This window comes from Marinobacter sp. ANT_B65, from assembly GCF_002407605.1.
GTDB lineage: Bacteria > Pseudomonadota > Gammaproteobacteria > Pseudomonadales > Oleiphilaceae > Marinobacter.
In genome coordinates, this window is record NZ_NXGV01000001.1 from 1,554,108 (window position 1) to 1,570,311 (window position 16,204).

Annotated in this window: 18 protein-coding genes; 8 read left to right on the top strand and 10 right to left on the bottom strand. The window is 52.6% G+C overall.

What is annotated here, in order from left to right; all coding sequences use genetic code 11:
• The first annotated feature begins 221 nt into the window (after positions 1 to 221).
• Positions 222 to 638 carry a phasin family protein gene (locus CPA50_RS07270; protein ID WP_096781748.1) on the top strand — a complete coding sequence of 139 codons (417 nt, stop codon included), beginning with the start codon at positions 222 to 224 and terminating at the stop codon, positions 636 to 638.
• A gap of 43 nt (positions 639 to 681) precedes the next feature.
• On the opposite strand, the gene CPA50_RS07275 is transcribed toward CPA50_RS07270, so the two are convergent.
• The 9 genes from CPA50_RS07275 to CPA50_RS07320 all read right to left on the bottom strand — a co-directional run bounded on the left by CPA50_RS07275 (position 682) and on the right by CPA50_RS07320 (position 8,584).
• Positions 682 to 1,311 (bottom strand): TetR/AcrR family transcriptional regulator, encoded by a 630-nt coding sequence (locus CPA50_RS07275; RefSeq protein WP_096781749.1) that lies wholly within the window; start codon positions 1,309 to 1,311, stop codon positions 682 to 684.
• An 18-nt stretch (positions 1,312 to 1,329) separates the two neighbouring features.
• Positions 1,330 to 2,142 carry an exodeoxyribonuclease III gene (gene xthA / locus CPA50_RS07280; RefSeq protein ID WP_096781750.1) on the bottom strand — a complete coding sequence of 271 codons (813 nt, stop codon included), beginning with the start codon at positions 2,140 to 2,142 and terminating at the stop codon, positions 1,330 to 1,332.
• An 84-nt stretch (positions 2,143 to 2,226) separates the two neighbouring features.
• Entirely contained in the window at positions 2,227 to 2,460 is a 234-nt protein-coding gene (locus CPA50_RS19645) for a hypothetical protein (protein WP_227519522.1), read from the bottom strand.
• A 495-nt stretch (positions 2,461 to 2,955) separates the two neighbouring features.
• The gene (locus CPA50_RS07295) at positions 2,956 to 4,230 is read right to left on the bottom strand and encodes an SAM-dependent methyltransferase (RefSeq protein WP_096781752.1); all 1,275 of its coding nucleotides are present in this window, start codon (positions 4,228 to 4,230) and stop codon (positions 2,956 to 2,958) included.
• Positions 4,218 to 5,105 (bottom strand): DUF1365 domain-containing protein, encoded by an 888-nt coding sequence (locus CPA50_RS07300; RefSeq protein ID WP_096781753.1) that lies wholly within the window; start codon positions 5,103 to 5,105, stop codon positions 4,218 to 4,220. Before CPA50_RS07300 ends, CPA50_RS07295 begins: the two co-directional genes overlap by 13 nt.
• Positions 5,105 to 6,370: an NAD(P)/FAD-dependent oxidoreductase gene (locus CPA50_RS07305; protein ID WP_096781754.1), complete on the bottom strand. Its 1,266-nt coding sequence runs from the start codon at positions 6,368 to 6,370 to the stop codon at positions 5,105 to 5,107. Before CPA50_RS07305 ends, CPA50_RS07300 begins: the two co-directional genes overlap by 1 nt.
• Positions 6,367 to 7,167: an SDR family NAD(P)-dependent oxidoreductase gene (locus CPA50_RS07310; protein WP_096781755.1), complete on the bottom strand. Its 801-nt coding sequence runs from the start codon at positions 7,165 to 7,167 to the stop codon at positions 6,367 to 6,369. The genes CPA50_RS07305 and CPA50_RS07310 overlap by 4 nt, the downstream gene beginning before the upstream one ends.
• The gene (locus CPA50_RS07315) at positions 7,164 to 7,631 is read right to left on the bottom strand and encodes a nuclear transport factor 2 family protein (RefSeq protein WP_096781756.1); all 468 of its coding nucleotides are present in this window, start codon (positions 7,629 to 7,631) and stop codon (positions 7,164 to 7,166) included. The genes CPA50_RS07310 and CPA50_RS07315 overlap by 4 nt, the downstream gene beginning before the upstream one ends.
• Positions 7,628 to 8,584 carry an acyl-CoA desaturase gene (locus CPA50_RS07320; RefSeq protein ID WP_096782373.1) on the bottom strand — a complete coding sequence of 319 codons (957 nt, stop codon included), beginning with the start codon at positions 8,582 to 8,584 and terminating at the stop codon, positions 7,628 to 7,630. The genes CPA50_RS07315 and CPA50_RS07320 overlap by 4 nt, the downstream gene beginning before the upstream one ends.
• A gap of 28 nt (positions 8,585 to 8,612) precedes the next feature.
• Here CPA50_RS07320 and CPA50_RS07325 point away from each other — a divergent pair, with 28 nt between their 5' ends.
• Entirely contained in the window at positions 8,613 to 9,659 is a 1,047-nt protein-coding gene (locus CPA50_RS07325; RefSeq protein ID WP_096781757.1) for an NAD(P)/FAD-dependent oxidoreductase, read from the top strand.
• On the opposite strand, the gene CPA50_RS07330 is transcribed toward CPA50_RS07325, so the two are convergent.
• Positions 9,649 to 11,133, bottom strand: coding sequence for an HD domain-containing protein (locus tag CPA50_RS07330; RefSeq protein ID WP_096781758.1), 1,485 nt, complete (start codon positions 11,131 to 11,133; stop codon positions 9,649 to 9,651). The two genes, CPA50_RS07325 and CPA50_RS07330, sit on opposite strands and share 11 nt — an antisense overlap.
• A 113-nt stretch (positions 11,134 to 11,246) precedes the next feature.
• Between CPA50_RS07330 and CPA50_RS07335 the strand changes: the two genes are divergently transcribed.
• The 6 genes from CPA50_RS07335 to CPA50_RS07360 all read left to right on the top strand — a co-directional run bounded on the left by CPA50_RS07335 (position 11,247) and on the right by CPA50_RS07360 (position 16,111).
• Complete coding sequence (locus CPA50_RS07335; protein WP_096781759.1) at positions 11,247 to 12,467, top strand: PP2C family protein-serine/threonine phosphatase; 1,221 nt, start codon at positions 11,247 to 11,249, stop codon at positions 12,465 to 12,467.
• A gap of 14 nt (positions 12,468 to 12,481) precedes the next feature.
• Positions 12,482 to 12,973 (top strand): STAS domain-containing protein, encoded by a 492-nt coding sequence (locus CPA50_RS07340; RefSeq protein WP_096781760.1) that lies wholly within the window; start codon positions 12,482 to 12,484, stop codon positions 12,971 to 12,973.
• A 63-nt stretch (positions 12,974 to 13,036) separates the two neighbouring features.
• Entirely contained in the window at positions 13,037 to 14,104 is a 1,068-nt protein-coding gene (locus CPA50_RS07345) for an NAD(P)H-dependent glycerol-3-phosphate dehydrogenase (RefSeq protein WP_096781761.1), read from the top strand.
• A 25-nt stretch (positions 14,105 to 14,129) separates the two neighbouring features.
• A complete protein-coding gene (locus tag CPA50_RS07350; protein ID WP_096781762.1) occupies positions 14,130 to 14,579 on the top strand; it encodes a SixA phosphatase family protein in 450 nt (149 codons plus the stop codon).
• A gap of 44 nt (positions 14,580 to 14,623) precedes the next feature.
• A complete protein-coding gene (locus CPA50_RS07355) occupies positions 14,624 to 15,520 on the top strand; it encodes a radical SAM protein (RefSeq protein ID WP_096781763.1) in 897 nt (298 codons plus the stop codon).
• Positions 15,521 to 15,544: 24 nt separating this feature from the next.
• Complete coding sequence (locus CPA50_RS07360) at positions 15,545 to 16,111, top strand: DUF1285 domain-containing protein (RefSeq protein ID WP_096781764.1); 567 nt, start codon at positions 15,545 to 15,547, stop codon at positions 16,109 to 16,111.
• Positions 16,112 to 16,204: the final 93 nt, after the last annotated feature.

Consider the following 16,204-nt stretch of genomic DNA (forward strand, 5'->3'; position numbering starts at 1 on the left):
TCCAGACAAACCGGCGTCAGCAGAGACTCCGGTTACATTCAAGTATTGACTATAATTTGAACAGTTCAAGTTAAGGCGCCGTTCAGCTGAAAACATTTTTTCATATAGAGCCCCCTTTTATACTGCGGCCTTTGGCTGCAGGGCTTTCAGGCCGACTGAAATCAGCTGTAAGCTGTAATACAATAACGCTTCTAGCGCCTATTTTACCCAGAGGTTGTTGTATGTCTGATGAGAACGAGAAAAAACCCGAAGACGACCCTCAGCTTGCGGCCAAGATAAAGGGTTCGGCCCGTCAGATATGGCTTGCAGGCCTGGGGGCTTTTACCAAGGCGGAAGAAGATACGGGAAAATTCTTTGAGCGTCTGGTTCAGGAAGGTGAGCAGTTGGAAAACAAAACCCGCGGGGCGGTCGAGAAGCAGATTCGCTCAGTAGAAGACCGCGTGGAAGAAGTTCGTGAACGGGCAACAGGAACCTGGGACAGGCTTGAGCATCTGTTTGATGAACGGGTATCCGGAGCTTTACGCCGGCTTGGGATTCATCGCAGGGAAGATATCGAAGGACTTGAGCAAAGGATAGAGGCACTTGAGGCGGAATTGTCTGCACTCCGCGAAAAAAGCAACAAAGATGAAGAAGAGTAACCGGTCAGCACGCGGTCTCAAGTCTTCTGTAACTATCGGTCAGCTATAAATAATCCCGGCTGATCAGCTTCACGTGCTCCTGCTCGTTTTCAGAAAAATACGGCAGCATCAGGTGCATCATCTGATAAACACCCCGGCCGGGATCGACAGATTCCCGGTCATGAAGATGAGACAGGGTGTCAAAGGCGCTCCAGTAGCAGGCCGTAAGGGTAAGCTGCTCGCACAACGAATCCAGCTCTTCCTGTTCAATCTGCATCATGTTCTGGCGTTTCATGCTTTCACATATGTTACGAAAGGCACCGGTTTTCTTCTTCAGAAGTCGCCGGAATCGAACCTGCAGGTTTTCATAACGGGATAACACGTTCACCAGATCCTGATACAGAAACCGGTAGCGTGCCACTGTTTCAAATAACAGGTGCAGGAAGAAGCTCTGCTGATCCAGGCTGATGTCCACGTCTTCCGGAACTGCAAGTAAGTCCAGCATTTCCACTTCAAACCTGGTGAACAGTTCGTCGACTATGTCGCCCTTGCTTCTGAAATGGTAATACAGGTTACCCGGGCTGATATCCAGCTCATCTGAAATCAGCAGGGTAGTCACGTTGGGCTCGCCCAGGCTGTTGAACAGCGACAGGCTGGTATTGAGAATGCGGTCGCGGGTTTTTGTTTTTGTCATAGTGCGCCCGGCTCACTCTCAGAGTTCAAACGTTGCCCACACCGGACAGTGATCAGATGGCCGCTCCATCCCGCGAAAATCATAAGCAACACCTGCTTCACGCGCTTTTTCCAACAGGCTGTCATTTGCCATTATCAGGTCAATACGCAGGCCTCGTTTGGGCTCTCGCTCAAAACCCTTGCTGCGGTAGTCAAACCAGCTGAATGTTTGAGCATCGTCTGGATGAAGATAGCGGAAAACATCAGTGTAGCCCCGGCTTTCAACCTTGCCGAGCCATTCGCGCTCCTCGGGCAGAAAAGAGCATTTTCCCGTGCGCAACCAACGCTTGGCATTGTCCGGGCCAATTCCGATATCTTTATCAGTTGGTGAAATGTTCATATCGCCCATGATCACCACATAACCACCCTGTTTGTTAAGTTCATCCAGGTAGGCCACAAGGTCAGCGTAGAACTTTTCTTTGGCTGGAAACTTGGTGGGGTGGTTACGGCTCTCGCCTTGAGGGAAATACCCGTTAATGACGGTAAGCAGCTTCCCGTTTACGGTGAACTGCCCGGCAATCAGGCGGCGCTGAGCATCTTCATCGTCTCCCGGGTAACCCTTGATGACCTGTTCAGGTTCAATGCGGGAAAGCAGGGCAACGCCGTAATGTGTTTTCTGGCCATGAAAATGCACGTGGTAACCCAGTTCACGGATAGCCTCAACCGGGAACTCTTCATCTCTTACCTTGGTTTCCTGTAAACCAATAATGTCCGGGTTATGGCTTTCAATCAGCGCTTCCAGCTGGTGCAGGCGGGTACGGATACTGTTGACGTTAAAGGACACAAACATCATGACTGAGAAATTCTCCGGCGTGGGTTGCCGCAGAAGTTTAACACATAGAAACCAGTGCGCAGCTTTCGCTGAGGGGGTGGAGGCTCAGGGAATAAGCCCGCATATCGGGTAGGTGCTTACGGTATAGAGAATGGTGGCACTGTAATTCTGATCTCTATTCTCACGTACATTGGTGAGGCCCGCATAGGCCGTTAGTGCGCCCCTGCTGTTGTAGCCAAGAATGATCGGGTCCACCAGTAGTTTAAGGACAAGGCTGTCCGGTCGAATCTGTACCAGGTGATCAGCATCCACTATCTGGCTTTGTGCTGGTTCCAGCACAAAGGCGTAATCCGTTCCCCGGGTTGGTGCCAGAAACCGGAACCGGACCTGCTCGCCACGGCCAACAAGCTGTAATCGAGTTTCTTCCCGTCGAAAATCTTTTCGCTACCTTCAGTCTCGTGAACGTAGGTTACCTTATGACCTATGGGCTGAAATATGCCGTTATCGCAGGAACCCTCCACGCGGTGATGTTCCGCGTAGAGTGTTTTTCCATCATTGTTTTTTGCATACCCTGTAAATTTGAAAATATCTGCAGACACCGGCGAGGCAAGGACAGCCGCACAAACCGCTACCGGAAAATATCGGGGCTGGAAGTTCATTGGCTGAGCTCGGGGTAAAGTGATTTGCGGATATACAGCAGTAACGGGAATACAACCAGCCAGCCAAGGGCCAGAGCAAGAAGCGGTCCAAGCAGATCCGGATGAATTATGCAGGCGAACCATCCAGCCTGGAAAAGCATGAAATTCAATATATTACGGGTAGTTCCTGAAGTAATCATACACTAAGGATGTTCTGCCGTTTGTTTCCCAGCTTGGCGAAAACCAGTTGTGAAACGCCGATGGCACGCTCTGAGAATCCCGCTTCGCAATAGGCAAAATAGAAGTGCCAGAGCCTGCGGAAGGCCTGGTCATAACCCATGCTATCTAGCTTTTCCCGGTTGGACATAAAACGATCACACCAGTCGCGCAGGGTGCGGGCGTAATGAAAACCTGTGTCTTCCGAATGGGTCAGGACAAGGTTTGACTGATTTCGCACAGATTCCAGGATCGTGCCAAACGATGGAATGAAGCTTCCGGGAAAGATAAAGCGCTGAATGAAGTCCACGTTTTTCAGAGCGCGCTCATAGCGCTGCTCCGGCATATTGATCGCTTGAATAAGAGCAAGACCATCAGGTTTCAGCAGGGCGTGAATCTGGCTGAAATAGCTGTCCAGAAACTGGGGACCTACGGCCTCAATCATTTCAATTGAAACCAGCTTGTCGAACTGGCCAGCCAGGTCACGGTAGTCATCGAACAGCAAAGTGATTCTGTCTTCCAGACCTTCCCTCAGAACGCGTTTCCGGGCGAGTTCCAGCTGCTCTTTGGAAATGGTGGTTGTCGTTACATGGCAGCCGTAGTGCTTTGCCGCGTGTATCGCAAAACCACCCCAGCCGGTTCCGATTTCGATTACACGGTCACCCGGTTGTAAATCCAGCTTCCGGCAGATCGTATCAAGTTTGTGAACCGCTGCTTCTTCAAGAGTGGACTCTTCATCGGGATAGATGGCGGAGGAGTACATCATCGTGGAATCCAGAAAGGTCTCGAACAGGTCATTGCCGAGATCATAATGGGCACTGATGTTCTTTCTGGATCCGTCTCTGGTATTGCGGTTCAGCCAGTGCAGCCCTTTGAGGGCTGGCTTGGTTATCCAGCTGAACCGGTCTTCAAATTCATTCATGCGGTCAATGTTACGGGTGAAGAACCGAAGCAGGGCTACAAGGTCGGGCGATGACCAGTCACCCGCCACGTAGGCTTCAGCGGCGCCAATGCTGCCACCGGTCAGTAAATCCCGCCAGGTGCCGGGATCGTGAATTATCAGCACCGCAGGAAGATGCTTGCTGTTTCCATCGCCAAACACCAGGTCATCCATGCCGTCTTCCTGGATGGTGAGAATGCCTTCCCCCAACTGTTTGAGTTGCTGGATTACCAGGCTTCGGGCAGCTTTGTCTATCACGGATGGGCCAGACTGTCCGTTGGCAACGCGGCTGACTGATGTATTCATGTTCTCCATGAGCTTACCTTACCCTGTGTCTTGTTGGTGTCGATGGCACTGGTTACGTCTACGCCCTGATCGTTACTTCCCAGCCGATGGGAAGGGTCGTTTCCTGCTAGCTTGTCAGGGTGGGTGTAGAACGGAGCTCCTTTCAATTTCAGCTTCAGGGCATGCCAGTAAATGCCGGCAGCTACCTTGAGCGCTTCAAAAGGAAACCGGCGCAAGCTTCTATGGAGGGTTTTACGTGTGAGAGGGGCTCTCTGGACTACCAGTGTGGCATCAAAGTGTTTTTTTCCTTCCTCTAGCACATTCATATGAATTCTCAGCTCAGGCCCCCGGAAGCTGAACGTCCACTCATAATGCTGTGCCATAGCGTTGAAAGGAGAAACATGAAAGCGCTTGGTAAATCCGAACTGTTCTGTACGCCAGCCTGCTGAATTCGGCAGGCTCCCCGAGGTTTCGAGGCAGTAAGCATGGCGCTCATTCCAGGGTGTGTTGGTTATCTGGGCAACAATAACTGCAGGCACGTCTCCGCTGGAGCCGTTTTCTCCGGCACGGTAACAAAAGTAAAAGCTGACAGGGTTAAACACGTAGCCGGCGTATCGTGGGTGAGTAATCAGCTCCACTGGACCGTCAGGGCGCCAGCCCGTCGCTGTCTCAACCTGATCGCGCAGGGCGTCTGCCAGGTCACCAGCTTCGGGCCGGAAGTAGTCTTTGCGTTTCAGGGATATCCAGTTGAAAGCTTCCAGGGAGAAGAACGGGCTTACGTCGGCCACCTGATGCCATTCGTCTGTATCCAGGGCCAGCATACCTGTGTGGTATTCAAACTCGTGTTTTACCGGGTACAGGCGCCGGTGACGGATTGTTCCCTGTAGCCATTGGCTGCCCGCCATCAGAACTCCACACCAAAATCACTGGTTACCCGCAGTGCGCTGCGCACTCCATCTTCGTGAAAACCGTTAAACCAGTAAGCGCCGCAATAGTGAGTCCGGTTTTTGTTGCCAATTTCCTCGTAGCGTTCCTGAGCCTCAACTGCGGCAAGGGTAAATACCGGGTGAGCGTAACTGAAACGCTTAATCACTTTGTCCGGGGCAATATCCTGGGTGCGGTTAAGGGTGACGCAGAAAGTTTCCGGTGCATTATGGAAATTCTGCAGCGTGTTCATGTTGTAGGTGACAGAAACCGGCTCAGTGCTGTGCTTGGGGATAAAATAGTTCCAGGCCGCCCAGGCTCTCCGGTTTTCTGGTAATACACTGCTGTCCGTGTGCAATACCACATCGTTTTTCTGATAGGGGATTGCACTCAGGATCTCTTGTTCCTGGTCGCTGGGGTCTGCAAGCATGGCCAGAGCCTGATCACTGTGGCAACCGAATATAACCTGATCGAATTCATGGGTCTGATCTTCCGCAGTGATCAGGACGGCATCCTCAGTCCGGCGTACTGCCTGCACCGGAGTATTGAGGTGAATACAGTCACCGAGTCGATCCATCATGGCTTTTACATACTGCGCAGAACCGCCCGAGATCACTCGCCAGGAAGGACGGTCATCTACGGACAACATTCCGTGATTGTTGAAGAACTGCAGGAAAAAACGTATTGGAAACTGCTCAAGTACAATTTCCGGCGCCGACCATATAGCGGCACCCATTGGTACAATGTAGTGGTTCCGGAAATAGCGGGAATAGCCGTTACGGTTCAGATATTCACCCAGAGTTTCTGTACTCCGGATCTTTCCAGCGGCCATGTCTGCACGGGTTTCCTTGTTGAATCTGAGGATCTCCCGGACCATATTCAGAAACGGCAGGTTCAGGAGGTTTTTCCGCTGGGCAAACAGGGTATTCAGGTTTGTGCCATTGTATTGCAGTCCGGTTGAGCCTGAGTCCACGCTGAAGCTCATGTCACTGACTTCTGAACGCACTCCCAACCGCTCCATCAGGCGCATGAAGTTAGGGTAGGTCCAGTCATTGAATACAATGAACCCGGTATTTACCGGCCATGTACGCCCACCCGATTGCACATATTCGGTATTTGTGTGACCACCGGCATAATCTCCGGCTTCAAAAATTTCGACATCGTGCTTTTCAGCGAGCAGCCATGCTGCCGTGAGACCGGATACCCCGGCGCCGATGACAGCAATACGCTGACGTTCGTTGTTCATGTATTTGTTTCCTGTTCGCTGGAACTTCGGCGGGCCATAGACGCGGCCATGCGATCAATCAGTGACTGGGGCAGGGCACCCAGGCATTTGAGAATCCAGGTAAAGCGTTTCGGAAAGGCAATTTCGTTATGGCCTTTGGCAAGGCCACTGACGATTCGTTCGGATGCATCCTCGACAGTCACAAGAAATGGCATGGGGAAGTCATTGCGTTCGGTTAGTGGCGTTTTTACGAAGCCGGGAGAAACCAGCACTACGTCTATGCCCTCGGCAGCAAGGTCTGCCCGTAAGCTGTGGGCAAAGTAGGCCAACGCCGCCTTTGATGCGCCATAGCCTTCTGCCCTTGCGAAAGGGAACCACCAGGCAGAGGAGCCAACAATGACCAGGGTAGCGGGCAACCCTTTGGCACAGGTACGGCGCAATGCGGGCAGGGCGATTTCAACGCAGCGGGCAGTACCGATTACATTGGTCTCTATATTCTTCTCGATTACTTCACTGCTGTAATCCGCGACATCGAGATACTCACAGGTCCCGGCATTGAGAATGGCCATATTCAGATCGCCGTATGATTCCAGTAATGGCGCAAGCGACTGAAGATCTTCCTTGCTGGTTGTGTCCGCTACTGCCGGTACCATTCGTTCTGGCGCAAGGGTTGCCAGCTGTTCCAGAGGTTCAGAGCGGCGTCCTGTAATTATTAACCTGTGCCCTCCGCGAACCAGTGCTTGTGTCACAGATTCGCCAACGCCAGAGCTGGCCCCGGTAATCCATATGCTGGAAGGAGTATTCAGGCGCTGGCTCATCCTGCGTATCCCTTTACCCAACGGATAATGCTCCCGATCGCAGGCAGGTTTTCATACAAAAGCTGCCCGGCGTCAAAATAATCCCTGTGGTAGCAGACTTTTCCGTTTTTGATCTGCAGGTGGCTGATACCAGCTACCTGAATTTCGCGTCCACGGCGAATCCGTTTGTGCTGCAAATGCATCACCCAGGGTATGCTGGCGAAACCACCCTCAACTACCGCGGCCTCAAATGTGAAGTGACAGGAAATCACGTTTGCGTAAGCTTTAGCGAAGTATCGGGTTAAAGCATCAAGGCCTGACACAACGCCAAGGGGATCCTGAAACCGGATGTTCTCACTGTAAACCGAAGGCAATTTACCCAGGTTGCCTTTGTCGAGTTCGTCAAACAGACTCCTGAACTCAGCCAGTGTGGCAGGCACGCCGGGATCCGGGCGGCCGACTTCAATAGCGGGGGCGGTTTTCATGTACGGGCCCTCCTCATCTGATCAAGCTGTCGGGTTTCTTCCTGAATATGCCTGGGGATAGGGTTGAGTTCCCAGATTATTCCCAGTTTTGACAACAGCCACAGGCCATACCAGGTAATATCGATCTCATACCAGCGAAAGCCCTGCCGAACCGATTGCGGCCAGCGGTGATGGTTGTTATGCCAGCCTTCGCCCAGGGTCAGGAGGGCCAGCCAGAAATTGTTGCGGCTGTCATCTGCAGTCTCAAACCGGCGCTTGCCCCAAACGTGAGAGAGCGAGTTAATGGAAACTGTGGCATGAAACAGTGCGACCGTAGAGATGAAAAAGCCCCAGATCAGCATTTGCAGGCCATTGGTGCCAAGCCCGGGCGCCCAGGCGGCGAGTGCTTCACCCAATAGGTAAATGAGTAGTGCTGCCGCTGCGGGAACCAGGGCATCGAAACGGTTAAGAAGCTTCAGTTCAGGGAATTTGAGCCAGTCGCGAATACGGCGCTCGTTCGTCGCAAATCCGGCATCGCAAGTAAACCATCCCATGTGTGACCACCAGAAGCCGCCCTGATGGGGGGAGTGCAGATCCTGCTCGCGGTCTGAATGCTGGTGGTGATGCCGGTGATGAGCCGCCCACCACAGCGGACCACGCTGAGCAGCACTGGCTCCAAGGACTGCAAATAAAAACTGGGCCGTCCGGCTTGTTTTGAACGTCTTGTGTGCGAAATACCGGTGGTAGAATCCGGTAATGGCAAACATTCGCACCAGGAAAAAGAGGATCGCGAAACCCACTGCAAAGGCACTTGCGCCAGTGTAAAAGGCCAGCAGGCATGCCAGATGAAGCGTCAGGAATGGAATCACGCGGATGAAATTGAAGGAGCGTGAGTTTACATCTATGTGATCCGTGCCGGCATCTGAATCGAACCACCTCAGGATGTTTATAAAACAACTTTGCACTCGGGTCATACCCTGATTGCCCTTTTTTCCATGAATCATGTTTGACGAGACGTTTATTGCTATGGGTATACGCCGTATTGCGATTATTGGTTCAGGCATAGCAGGCCTGACTGCAGCCATCAAGTTGAAAGAGCAGGGGCATGATGTAAGCCTGTTTGAAAAAAGCAGAGGGCCGGGAGGCCGGCTGGCGGCCAAAAGGGTAGCCAATGGCTCAGTTGATGTGGGGGCACAGTATTTTACCTCCCGGAACCCGGAGTTCCTGCCATTCCTTACCCGGTTCGCCGGGAACAGCAGTTTTACTACATGGGATGGCCAGTTTGGCTTCCAGGGCAAAGATGGGCAGTGGCAGGAGTTTCCGGATGAACCGAGATATGTCGGTATTCCCAGGATGACCGCGGTTTCCAGAGCATTATCTGCCCACGTCACAGTAACTGCGGAGACACGGATTGAACGCATTGTGCGTAATGACAATGGCTGGGTTCTGTCGGATAGGGCCGGGAATGTTCAGGCCGTCGAGTTCGACTCAGTTATTATCACTGCGCCACCAGCCCAGGCCCGGGATTTACTTGTGCAGAGTAACCTGCCCGAACAGGCGGCATATCTGGATGATGCAGTTACCCGGGTTTTACCCTGCTGGGCAGTGGCTGCACATTTCAAAGAAACTCCATGGCCCCGCCACGAAGGTATGCGCTGCGACCATCCATCACTTTTCTGGGTGGCGAATAACTCAAGTAAACCTGGCCGAAAGGGTGAAGACCAGGGTGGCAGGGGATCATGGTGGGTGCTACATGCAAGCTCAGAATGGAGCCAGCGAAACCTGGAAACCACGCCAGATCAGGTTGCTGCAGAGCTGATTGCGGCATTCAGGGAACTTACCGGCTCGGACCTGATGGCTACCGACTCAGTAACGCACCGTTGGCTGTATGCCCGCTCAGAAGGCGGATCCAGTCCGGGCCACCTTTGGTTTCCGGAGCAGGACATAGGTCTTGCTGGTGACTGGCTTAGCGGGGGCCGGGTTGAAGGCGCCTTCGACAGCGCCTGCAGCCTTGTCTCCGCATACGTGGCAACTGATGCTAGCCGGTAATATTCTGCCCGGCGGCCAGAGTGCTATCGGGACGGGTATAGAAGTGAGTAATGGTGCCGTCGCTGAACTTGCTGAAAAAAGCACTGACATCGGTAATTTGTTTTAGCGAACGCGCGCGGGATACAGGATTGCGGATCAGCACCTTGATGCCATTAAAATTATCCTGGATATTGGAAAACCGTGCCCGCATGGAACAGGTGACTACATGGGCGGGATTCAACTCCATGGCCTCGGCGAGCCAGGCGCTGTGGCTGGCTATACCGCTGGAGGAAAGGTCTTCACGGGTATCCAGATGGTTCAGTTTTACCCGGTTAACGATACAGAATGAAAAACTGTCCGGGCGCTGGCGGGCGACTTTCCGGAAGGCTTCCCAGAAAAAGTTGTCGGTGAGCTCAGCAAAGTAGCGCATGTTGCTAAGGCAGGTGTCTATCCATTCAAAGCTTTCCGGATCTTCCAGAACTTCGTTAATGGCCTCCCGCAACAACCAGTCAAAGCCCAGCGCAGTTTTATGGGCGTAAACCTTGCGGTACATCTGATAGCGACTGTAAACAAAGTCTTCCAGTGCGCCCAGGCCTTTCTGAGTGATTGCAAGCCCAAGCCACGGCTCTGACTCGTCCCACCCGAAGCGCAGATTGCTGAGGAGATGGTCAAGGTTGAACCCACCAATCGTGACAGAAGAGTGGAATCCGTCCCGCAGCATGTAGTCTGCACGGTCGGCATCAATTTCTCCCGACACAATCGATGAGAGTAAATCCAGCACCAGTTGTGGGATATTCTCCCTGATCAGTGATTCCGACTCCGCGTCTTCGCCGGCAATAAACCCCCAGAATGTGCGGGCGTGGCGGCAGAAAGTTTCGCTGGGCGTCACCTCTGTTGTTTCCATAATGCCAATAATATCCTGGGCGTGAAGGCCTGCGCTCTCCAGGTCGACGGCCGACAGAACTTCGTGGGCAACCCTTACCGAATAGTGCTCATGTTCAAGTTCTTCGGGCTCCTCGCTGTGGTATGCCGAATAATTTACGCCTTCCCATAAGTCTGCGAACCGCCCTGGGCGTGACATCAGCTGGCGAATCCGCTTTGCCTGGGTAAACTGGTGGGAAAAACTAGAATGCCCGCTGTCATGGAGCAGGCAGCCAAGGCGAATGGTTTTGGCCAGGTAATCAATGGCGTCGAGCTGGCTGAGACTCAGGTCGGTCTGCTCGCTGAGCTGGCGCTCCCTGAGATAGGCGTCAATCATTGAACGAAACATGCGGGTCCCCACATGCATCACGCCAATACTGTGCAGAAAGCGTGAGTGTGTTGCTCCAGGGAAAACCAGGCTGAGAATATCGTTCTGGCAGATGTTGCGCAGCCGCTGGAACAACGGATGGTCAATCACCTGAATTTCATGCCGGTATAACGGGATCGCTCCGTGAACCGGATCCATGATCAGCTTGTCATAAGCTCCCAACAGGTCATTTACCGCTCTTCTCATTCGCAGGAATCTCCGGGTTTCGCCAAACTGGCCTTGTTATATCACGTAGGCGTGCCAAAATAGGTTTTGAAACGCCATTTTTCGTTTATCGCTAGTAGTTTAGGGCAGCAAACATGACCTCGCGCACCGGGCGCTTATTAATCCGTATACTTATCATCGATGCAGATGAGAAAGCTCGTACTGAGCTTGCGCATTATCTGGAAATTCGAGGATTTTACGTTTCTGGCTATCCCGATCAGGCCACCGCGCTTGCGTCTTTCAAAGATAGCATGCCCGACATCATATTTGCCGATCTTGCTCCTGCGGAAATCCGTAAGCTCGCGGGCGAGTTTGAAGAGAACGAAACATTTATCCCCATCGTTGCCTGTACGGCTACCGAGTCAAGTGTCGACGTGGTGGATGCGCTCCGTGCCGGAGCCGCGGATTTCCTGCTCAAACCCTCTTGTAAAGACAAAGGTGCACTGGGCGATGTTATCCGCCAACTGCTTGAAAGAGTAAGGGTTCGCCGCCTGAACCAGCTTTACAGACAAGAGCTGGAAGAAGCAAACAGCGATCTGAGAGATGGTATAGCCGAGTTGCGTGCGGATCAGAGAGCAGGGCGCAAGGTGCAGCTACGGATGCTGCCCGAGAAGGAGCAGATTACCGGTGGCCTCTATGTGGATCACCTGATCAAGCCATCCTTATATCTCAGTGGTGATTTTCTCGACTATTTCCCGCTCACCGAAGACAAAACGCTGGTTTATATTGCCGATGTATCCGGCCATGGTGCCAGCTCGGCGTTCGTGACTGTACTGCTTAAAAACCTCAGCAACCGTTTGCAGCGAAACCTGCGCCGGGGGTCCAGTGACGATATCCTTTTTCCCACACGGTTTCTTGAGCGCATTAACTCGGAACTGCTGGATACCGGCCTGGGCAAGCACGTTACTATGTTTGTCGGGATCATTTCGTTAACTGAGCGTACATTGGAATATGCGGTAGGAGGGCACTTTCCGATGCCCATACTGTCATTTGAAGGTGGAAGGACAGCTTTTCTGGAGGGTAGTGGCCTTCCGGTAGGGCTGTTTGAGTCCCCCCAGTGGGAAATGTATAAGGTTCCTCTGGACAGTCCTTTTCACCTGATTCTGTTTTCTGACGGCATTCTCGAAGTGATCCGCCAGAAAAGTCTTGATGAAAAGGAGCAGAGACTACTTGAACTCGTATCTGGAGGTCGGCACACTGTCGCATCTCTAAGCGAGGCTCTCAATCTCGATGAGATCACAGAGTTACCGGACGACATCGGTATTGTGACAGTTACTGATACGGTTAAAGTGTCAGAGGATATGTCCTTGAAATAGTGGCAGTATGAGACATGGCTGGTTATAAAATCCTGCAGGCTGAAAAACAGGGCATTTACGTCCTGAAGTTTATTGGAGAGATCCGGCTGAACCTTTGTTGCACGCTGGACAATCTGGTTGACTCCATCACCCTGGATCCGCATTTCAAAACCGTGGTGATTGACCTCACGGAAACAGAAATTATTGACAGTACCACCCTCGGCCTGCTTGCCAAGATAGCCATGGCAGCCCAGAAGCAAAGCCACTTCTTACCTACGTTGATTTCCACCAATCCGGACATTAGCCGTATTATCACTTCCATGGGTTTCGACAAAATTTTCATTATTGTCCGGGAACCTGCCTCGCGTATTGAAGAGCTAGAAGAAATACCTGTGCTCAGGGCCAGCGAACAGGAAGTTCGTAACAAGGTACTTGATGCCCATAAAGTTCTTATGGGGCTGAACAAACAAAACCGGGAAGAGTTCAAAAACCTGGTGCGCGCACTGGAATGCGAAGAGCCTGGCTGAGGGGCCATGTTCAGCATTCCGGGCTGTACGATTCAGACCTGATTCAAAAAAGACGGAATAACTATGCCTGAAAAAAATGAGCTGCTCACGAACGGGGCTAAAGAACCGGTACACGATGTAGCGGTTCTCGGGGGAGGCAGCTTCGGTTCGGCTATGGCAAAAGTGCTCGGGGAGAATGGTCACCGGGTTCACTTCTGGATGCGTGATGAGGCACAAGTTGAAGAAATTCGCACCACTGGCATCAACAGCCGCTATATGCCCGGCGTTGAGATCGCAGGTGATATCCAGCCCACTACTGATCTTGCCGGCGCCGTAAACAAGGCAGAAATTGTATTTGTTGCCATCCCAAGCAAAGCCTTCCGCGCAGTTATCCGCGAAAACAGCGACAAATTTCATGACGGGCAGATTGTTGTCAGCCTGACCAAGGGTATTGAAGCCCACGGCTTCAAACTCATGAGCGAAATCCTTCAGGAAGAGATTCCGCGCTGCCGGATTGGTGTTTTGAGCGGTCCGAACCTGGCAAGCGAAATCGTAAATCGCGACCTTACGGCTACCGTTATTGCGGCCAAAGATCCGGATGTACGCCGGACGGTCCAGGACCTGCTTGGTTGTGAGTACTTCCGGGTCTATGCGAATGTGGATATTTACGGTGTAGAACTCGCCGGGGCGCTCAAGAATATCTATGCCATTGTGGCCGGCCTCGCGTCTGCCCTGAGCATGGGGGAGAACGCCAATGCCATGCTTATTACACGTGGGCTGGCGGAAATGAGCCGCTTTGCAGTCAGCCTCGGAGCCAACCCCATGACATTCATGGGACTTGCTGGCGTAGGCGATCTGATTGTTACCTGTACTTCCTCCAAAAGCCGTAACTTCCGGGTTGGTTATGCCGTTGGCCAGGGCCAGAATCTTGATGATGCTGTTGCTGAGTTGGGCCAGGTAGCCGAGGGAATTTACACCCTTGAACTCGTAAAGGAAAAAGCGGAAGCAATTGGAATCTACATGCCCCTTGTTCGCGGCCTTTATGAAATCCTTTATGGAGACGCCTCGATCAGTGCGGTAATCAACAGCCTGATGATGTCTGTGCAGAACTCGGACGTAGAGTTCATCCTGCCCCGGACAATCGTAGAATAACTGGAACCACCACCGGAGGTTAGCTGTGCAACTGCTTATCATGCGTCATGGTGAAGCTGGCTGGCATTCGCTGGACCGGGAAAGGGCGCTCACTGAAAATGGCCGGCACCAGGCTGCGGAATGCGCATCACAGATTGCAGCATCGCCATGGCGACCGATGCAAATCTGGAGCAGCCCCTTCCTTCGGGCCAGGCAGACAGCGGCTATTGTTGCAGAGATTCTGAATTGCCCCGTGGACGAAAAGGTGTTTATTACTCCGGATGACGACCCCGGAGCATGCCTGGACGCTATTCTTGAAAACGCCCATTCTCCGCTTATGCTCGTTTCCCACATGCCCCTGGTAGGCAGTCTCTCCACATTGTTGATTGACGGGCACAGGCGGGGTATCCCCTTTATGACCGGGCAGGCTGTAGTGCTCGACATGCCAGTGGTCGGTCCCGGCTGTGCAGACTTGAAAGCCCAGTTTTTGCCCTGACTGTTTTGCAGGCAGGGTCATTTCTATTTTACCGAGTGCAGACTATGTACAGTTTTCCTATTGATTATGTAGAGCCAGTGTTCCGGCCTCCGAGTGAAGCCAAATCATTGATTCTTCCCGTCACCAATGGCTGCTCCTGGAATAAGTGTACATTCTGTGAAATGTACACCCAGCCCCAGAAAAAGTTCAGGGCCCGCAAGCCTGAAGATGTGAAACAGGATATCGACAATGCAGCCAGAAGTCTGGGCGGCGTGAAACGGGTATTTCTGGCCGACGGGGATGCCATGGTGGTACCAACGCGCCGGCTTCTGGAAATTCTGGCAGAACTGAAAACTGCGTTCCCGGAACTTCAGCGGGTTTCCAGCTACTGTCTTCCAAGGAATCTTGCGAAAAAATCTGTAGCGGAGCTCTCTCAATTAAGAGAGGCAGGCCTGAAAATCCTTTATGTGGGAATGGAGTCCGGCGACGATGAGGTACTGAAGCGGATTAATAAAGGGGAAACCTGGGAATCAACCCGGTCAGCCCTGGTGAAAATCCGCGAGGCAGGCCTGACCAGTTCAGTGATGGTGCTTAACGGCCTCGGTGGTGAAACCCTGTCACGGCAGCATGCCATAAATACCGCAACTCTGTGCAACGAAACCCAACCGGATTACCTGTCTACACTGGTGGTGAGTTTTCCTCAGGGGGAAGAGCGTTTCCGCGAGGGTTTCGGTGAGGATTTCGTGCCCCTGTCCCAGCAGGGATTGTTTGAAGAAATCCGGATGTTTCTGGAGCACCTTGAGCTGGACCGGACGGTGTTCCGGAGCGATCATGCCTCGAATTACCTCGTCCTTAAGGGGAACCTGGGTCGCGACAAGCAAAAGCTGCTGGATCAGGTTAACCTTGCCATAACAAATCCCGGTGCGGTCCCATTGCGGCCTGAATGGCAGCGTGGTTTGTAACTCGTCGCTATGCGGAGCAGATGTATGAGCGGGAATCCTGAAAATATTGTTGAGCAGGTACAGAACACCGGGGGCAATCTCAGCCAGCCACCGCTGGAGAAGTGGCATCCGGAACTGTCAGGAGACATGGATCTTCGCATAACCCGGAATGGGGACTGGGTTCATGAAGGTAAGCCTCTGGGCCGGAAAGCCATCGTCCGGCTGTTCTCTACTATTCTTCGCCGTGAGGAAGATGGTGAGTACTACCTCGTAACTCCGGTAGAGAAGTGGCGGATTCAGGTGGAAGACACGCCATTGCTTGCTCACTCTGTTGAAATAGAAGGAGAGGGCGAAGGCCAGATCATCAGGTTAACTACCAACGTAGGTGAAACCCTTGAGGTGAGCGATGAGCACCCTCTCGAGGTCGGCACCTACGCAGATTCCGGGCAACCCAGGCCCGTTATCCGCGTTCGACACGGTGTTGACGCCCTGCTTACAACGTCCGCTTACTATGATCTTGCGGAACATGTTGTTGAGCAAACCGTTGATGAAAAAGCCGTGTTCGGCGTGTTCAGCCACGGAAATTTCTACAAAATCGGTCAGGGCGGTTGAAAAGCTTAGGGAAGCCCCCACAAAAGACGGTAGAAAACGCACTGTGTCAGTTGTTAAACTGTGTTTTCGTGCTTGTTACGAGCCTGGCTCTCT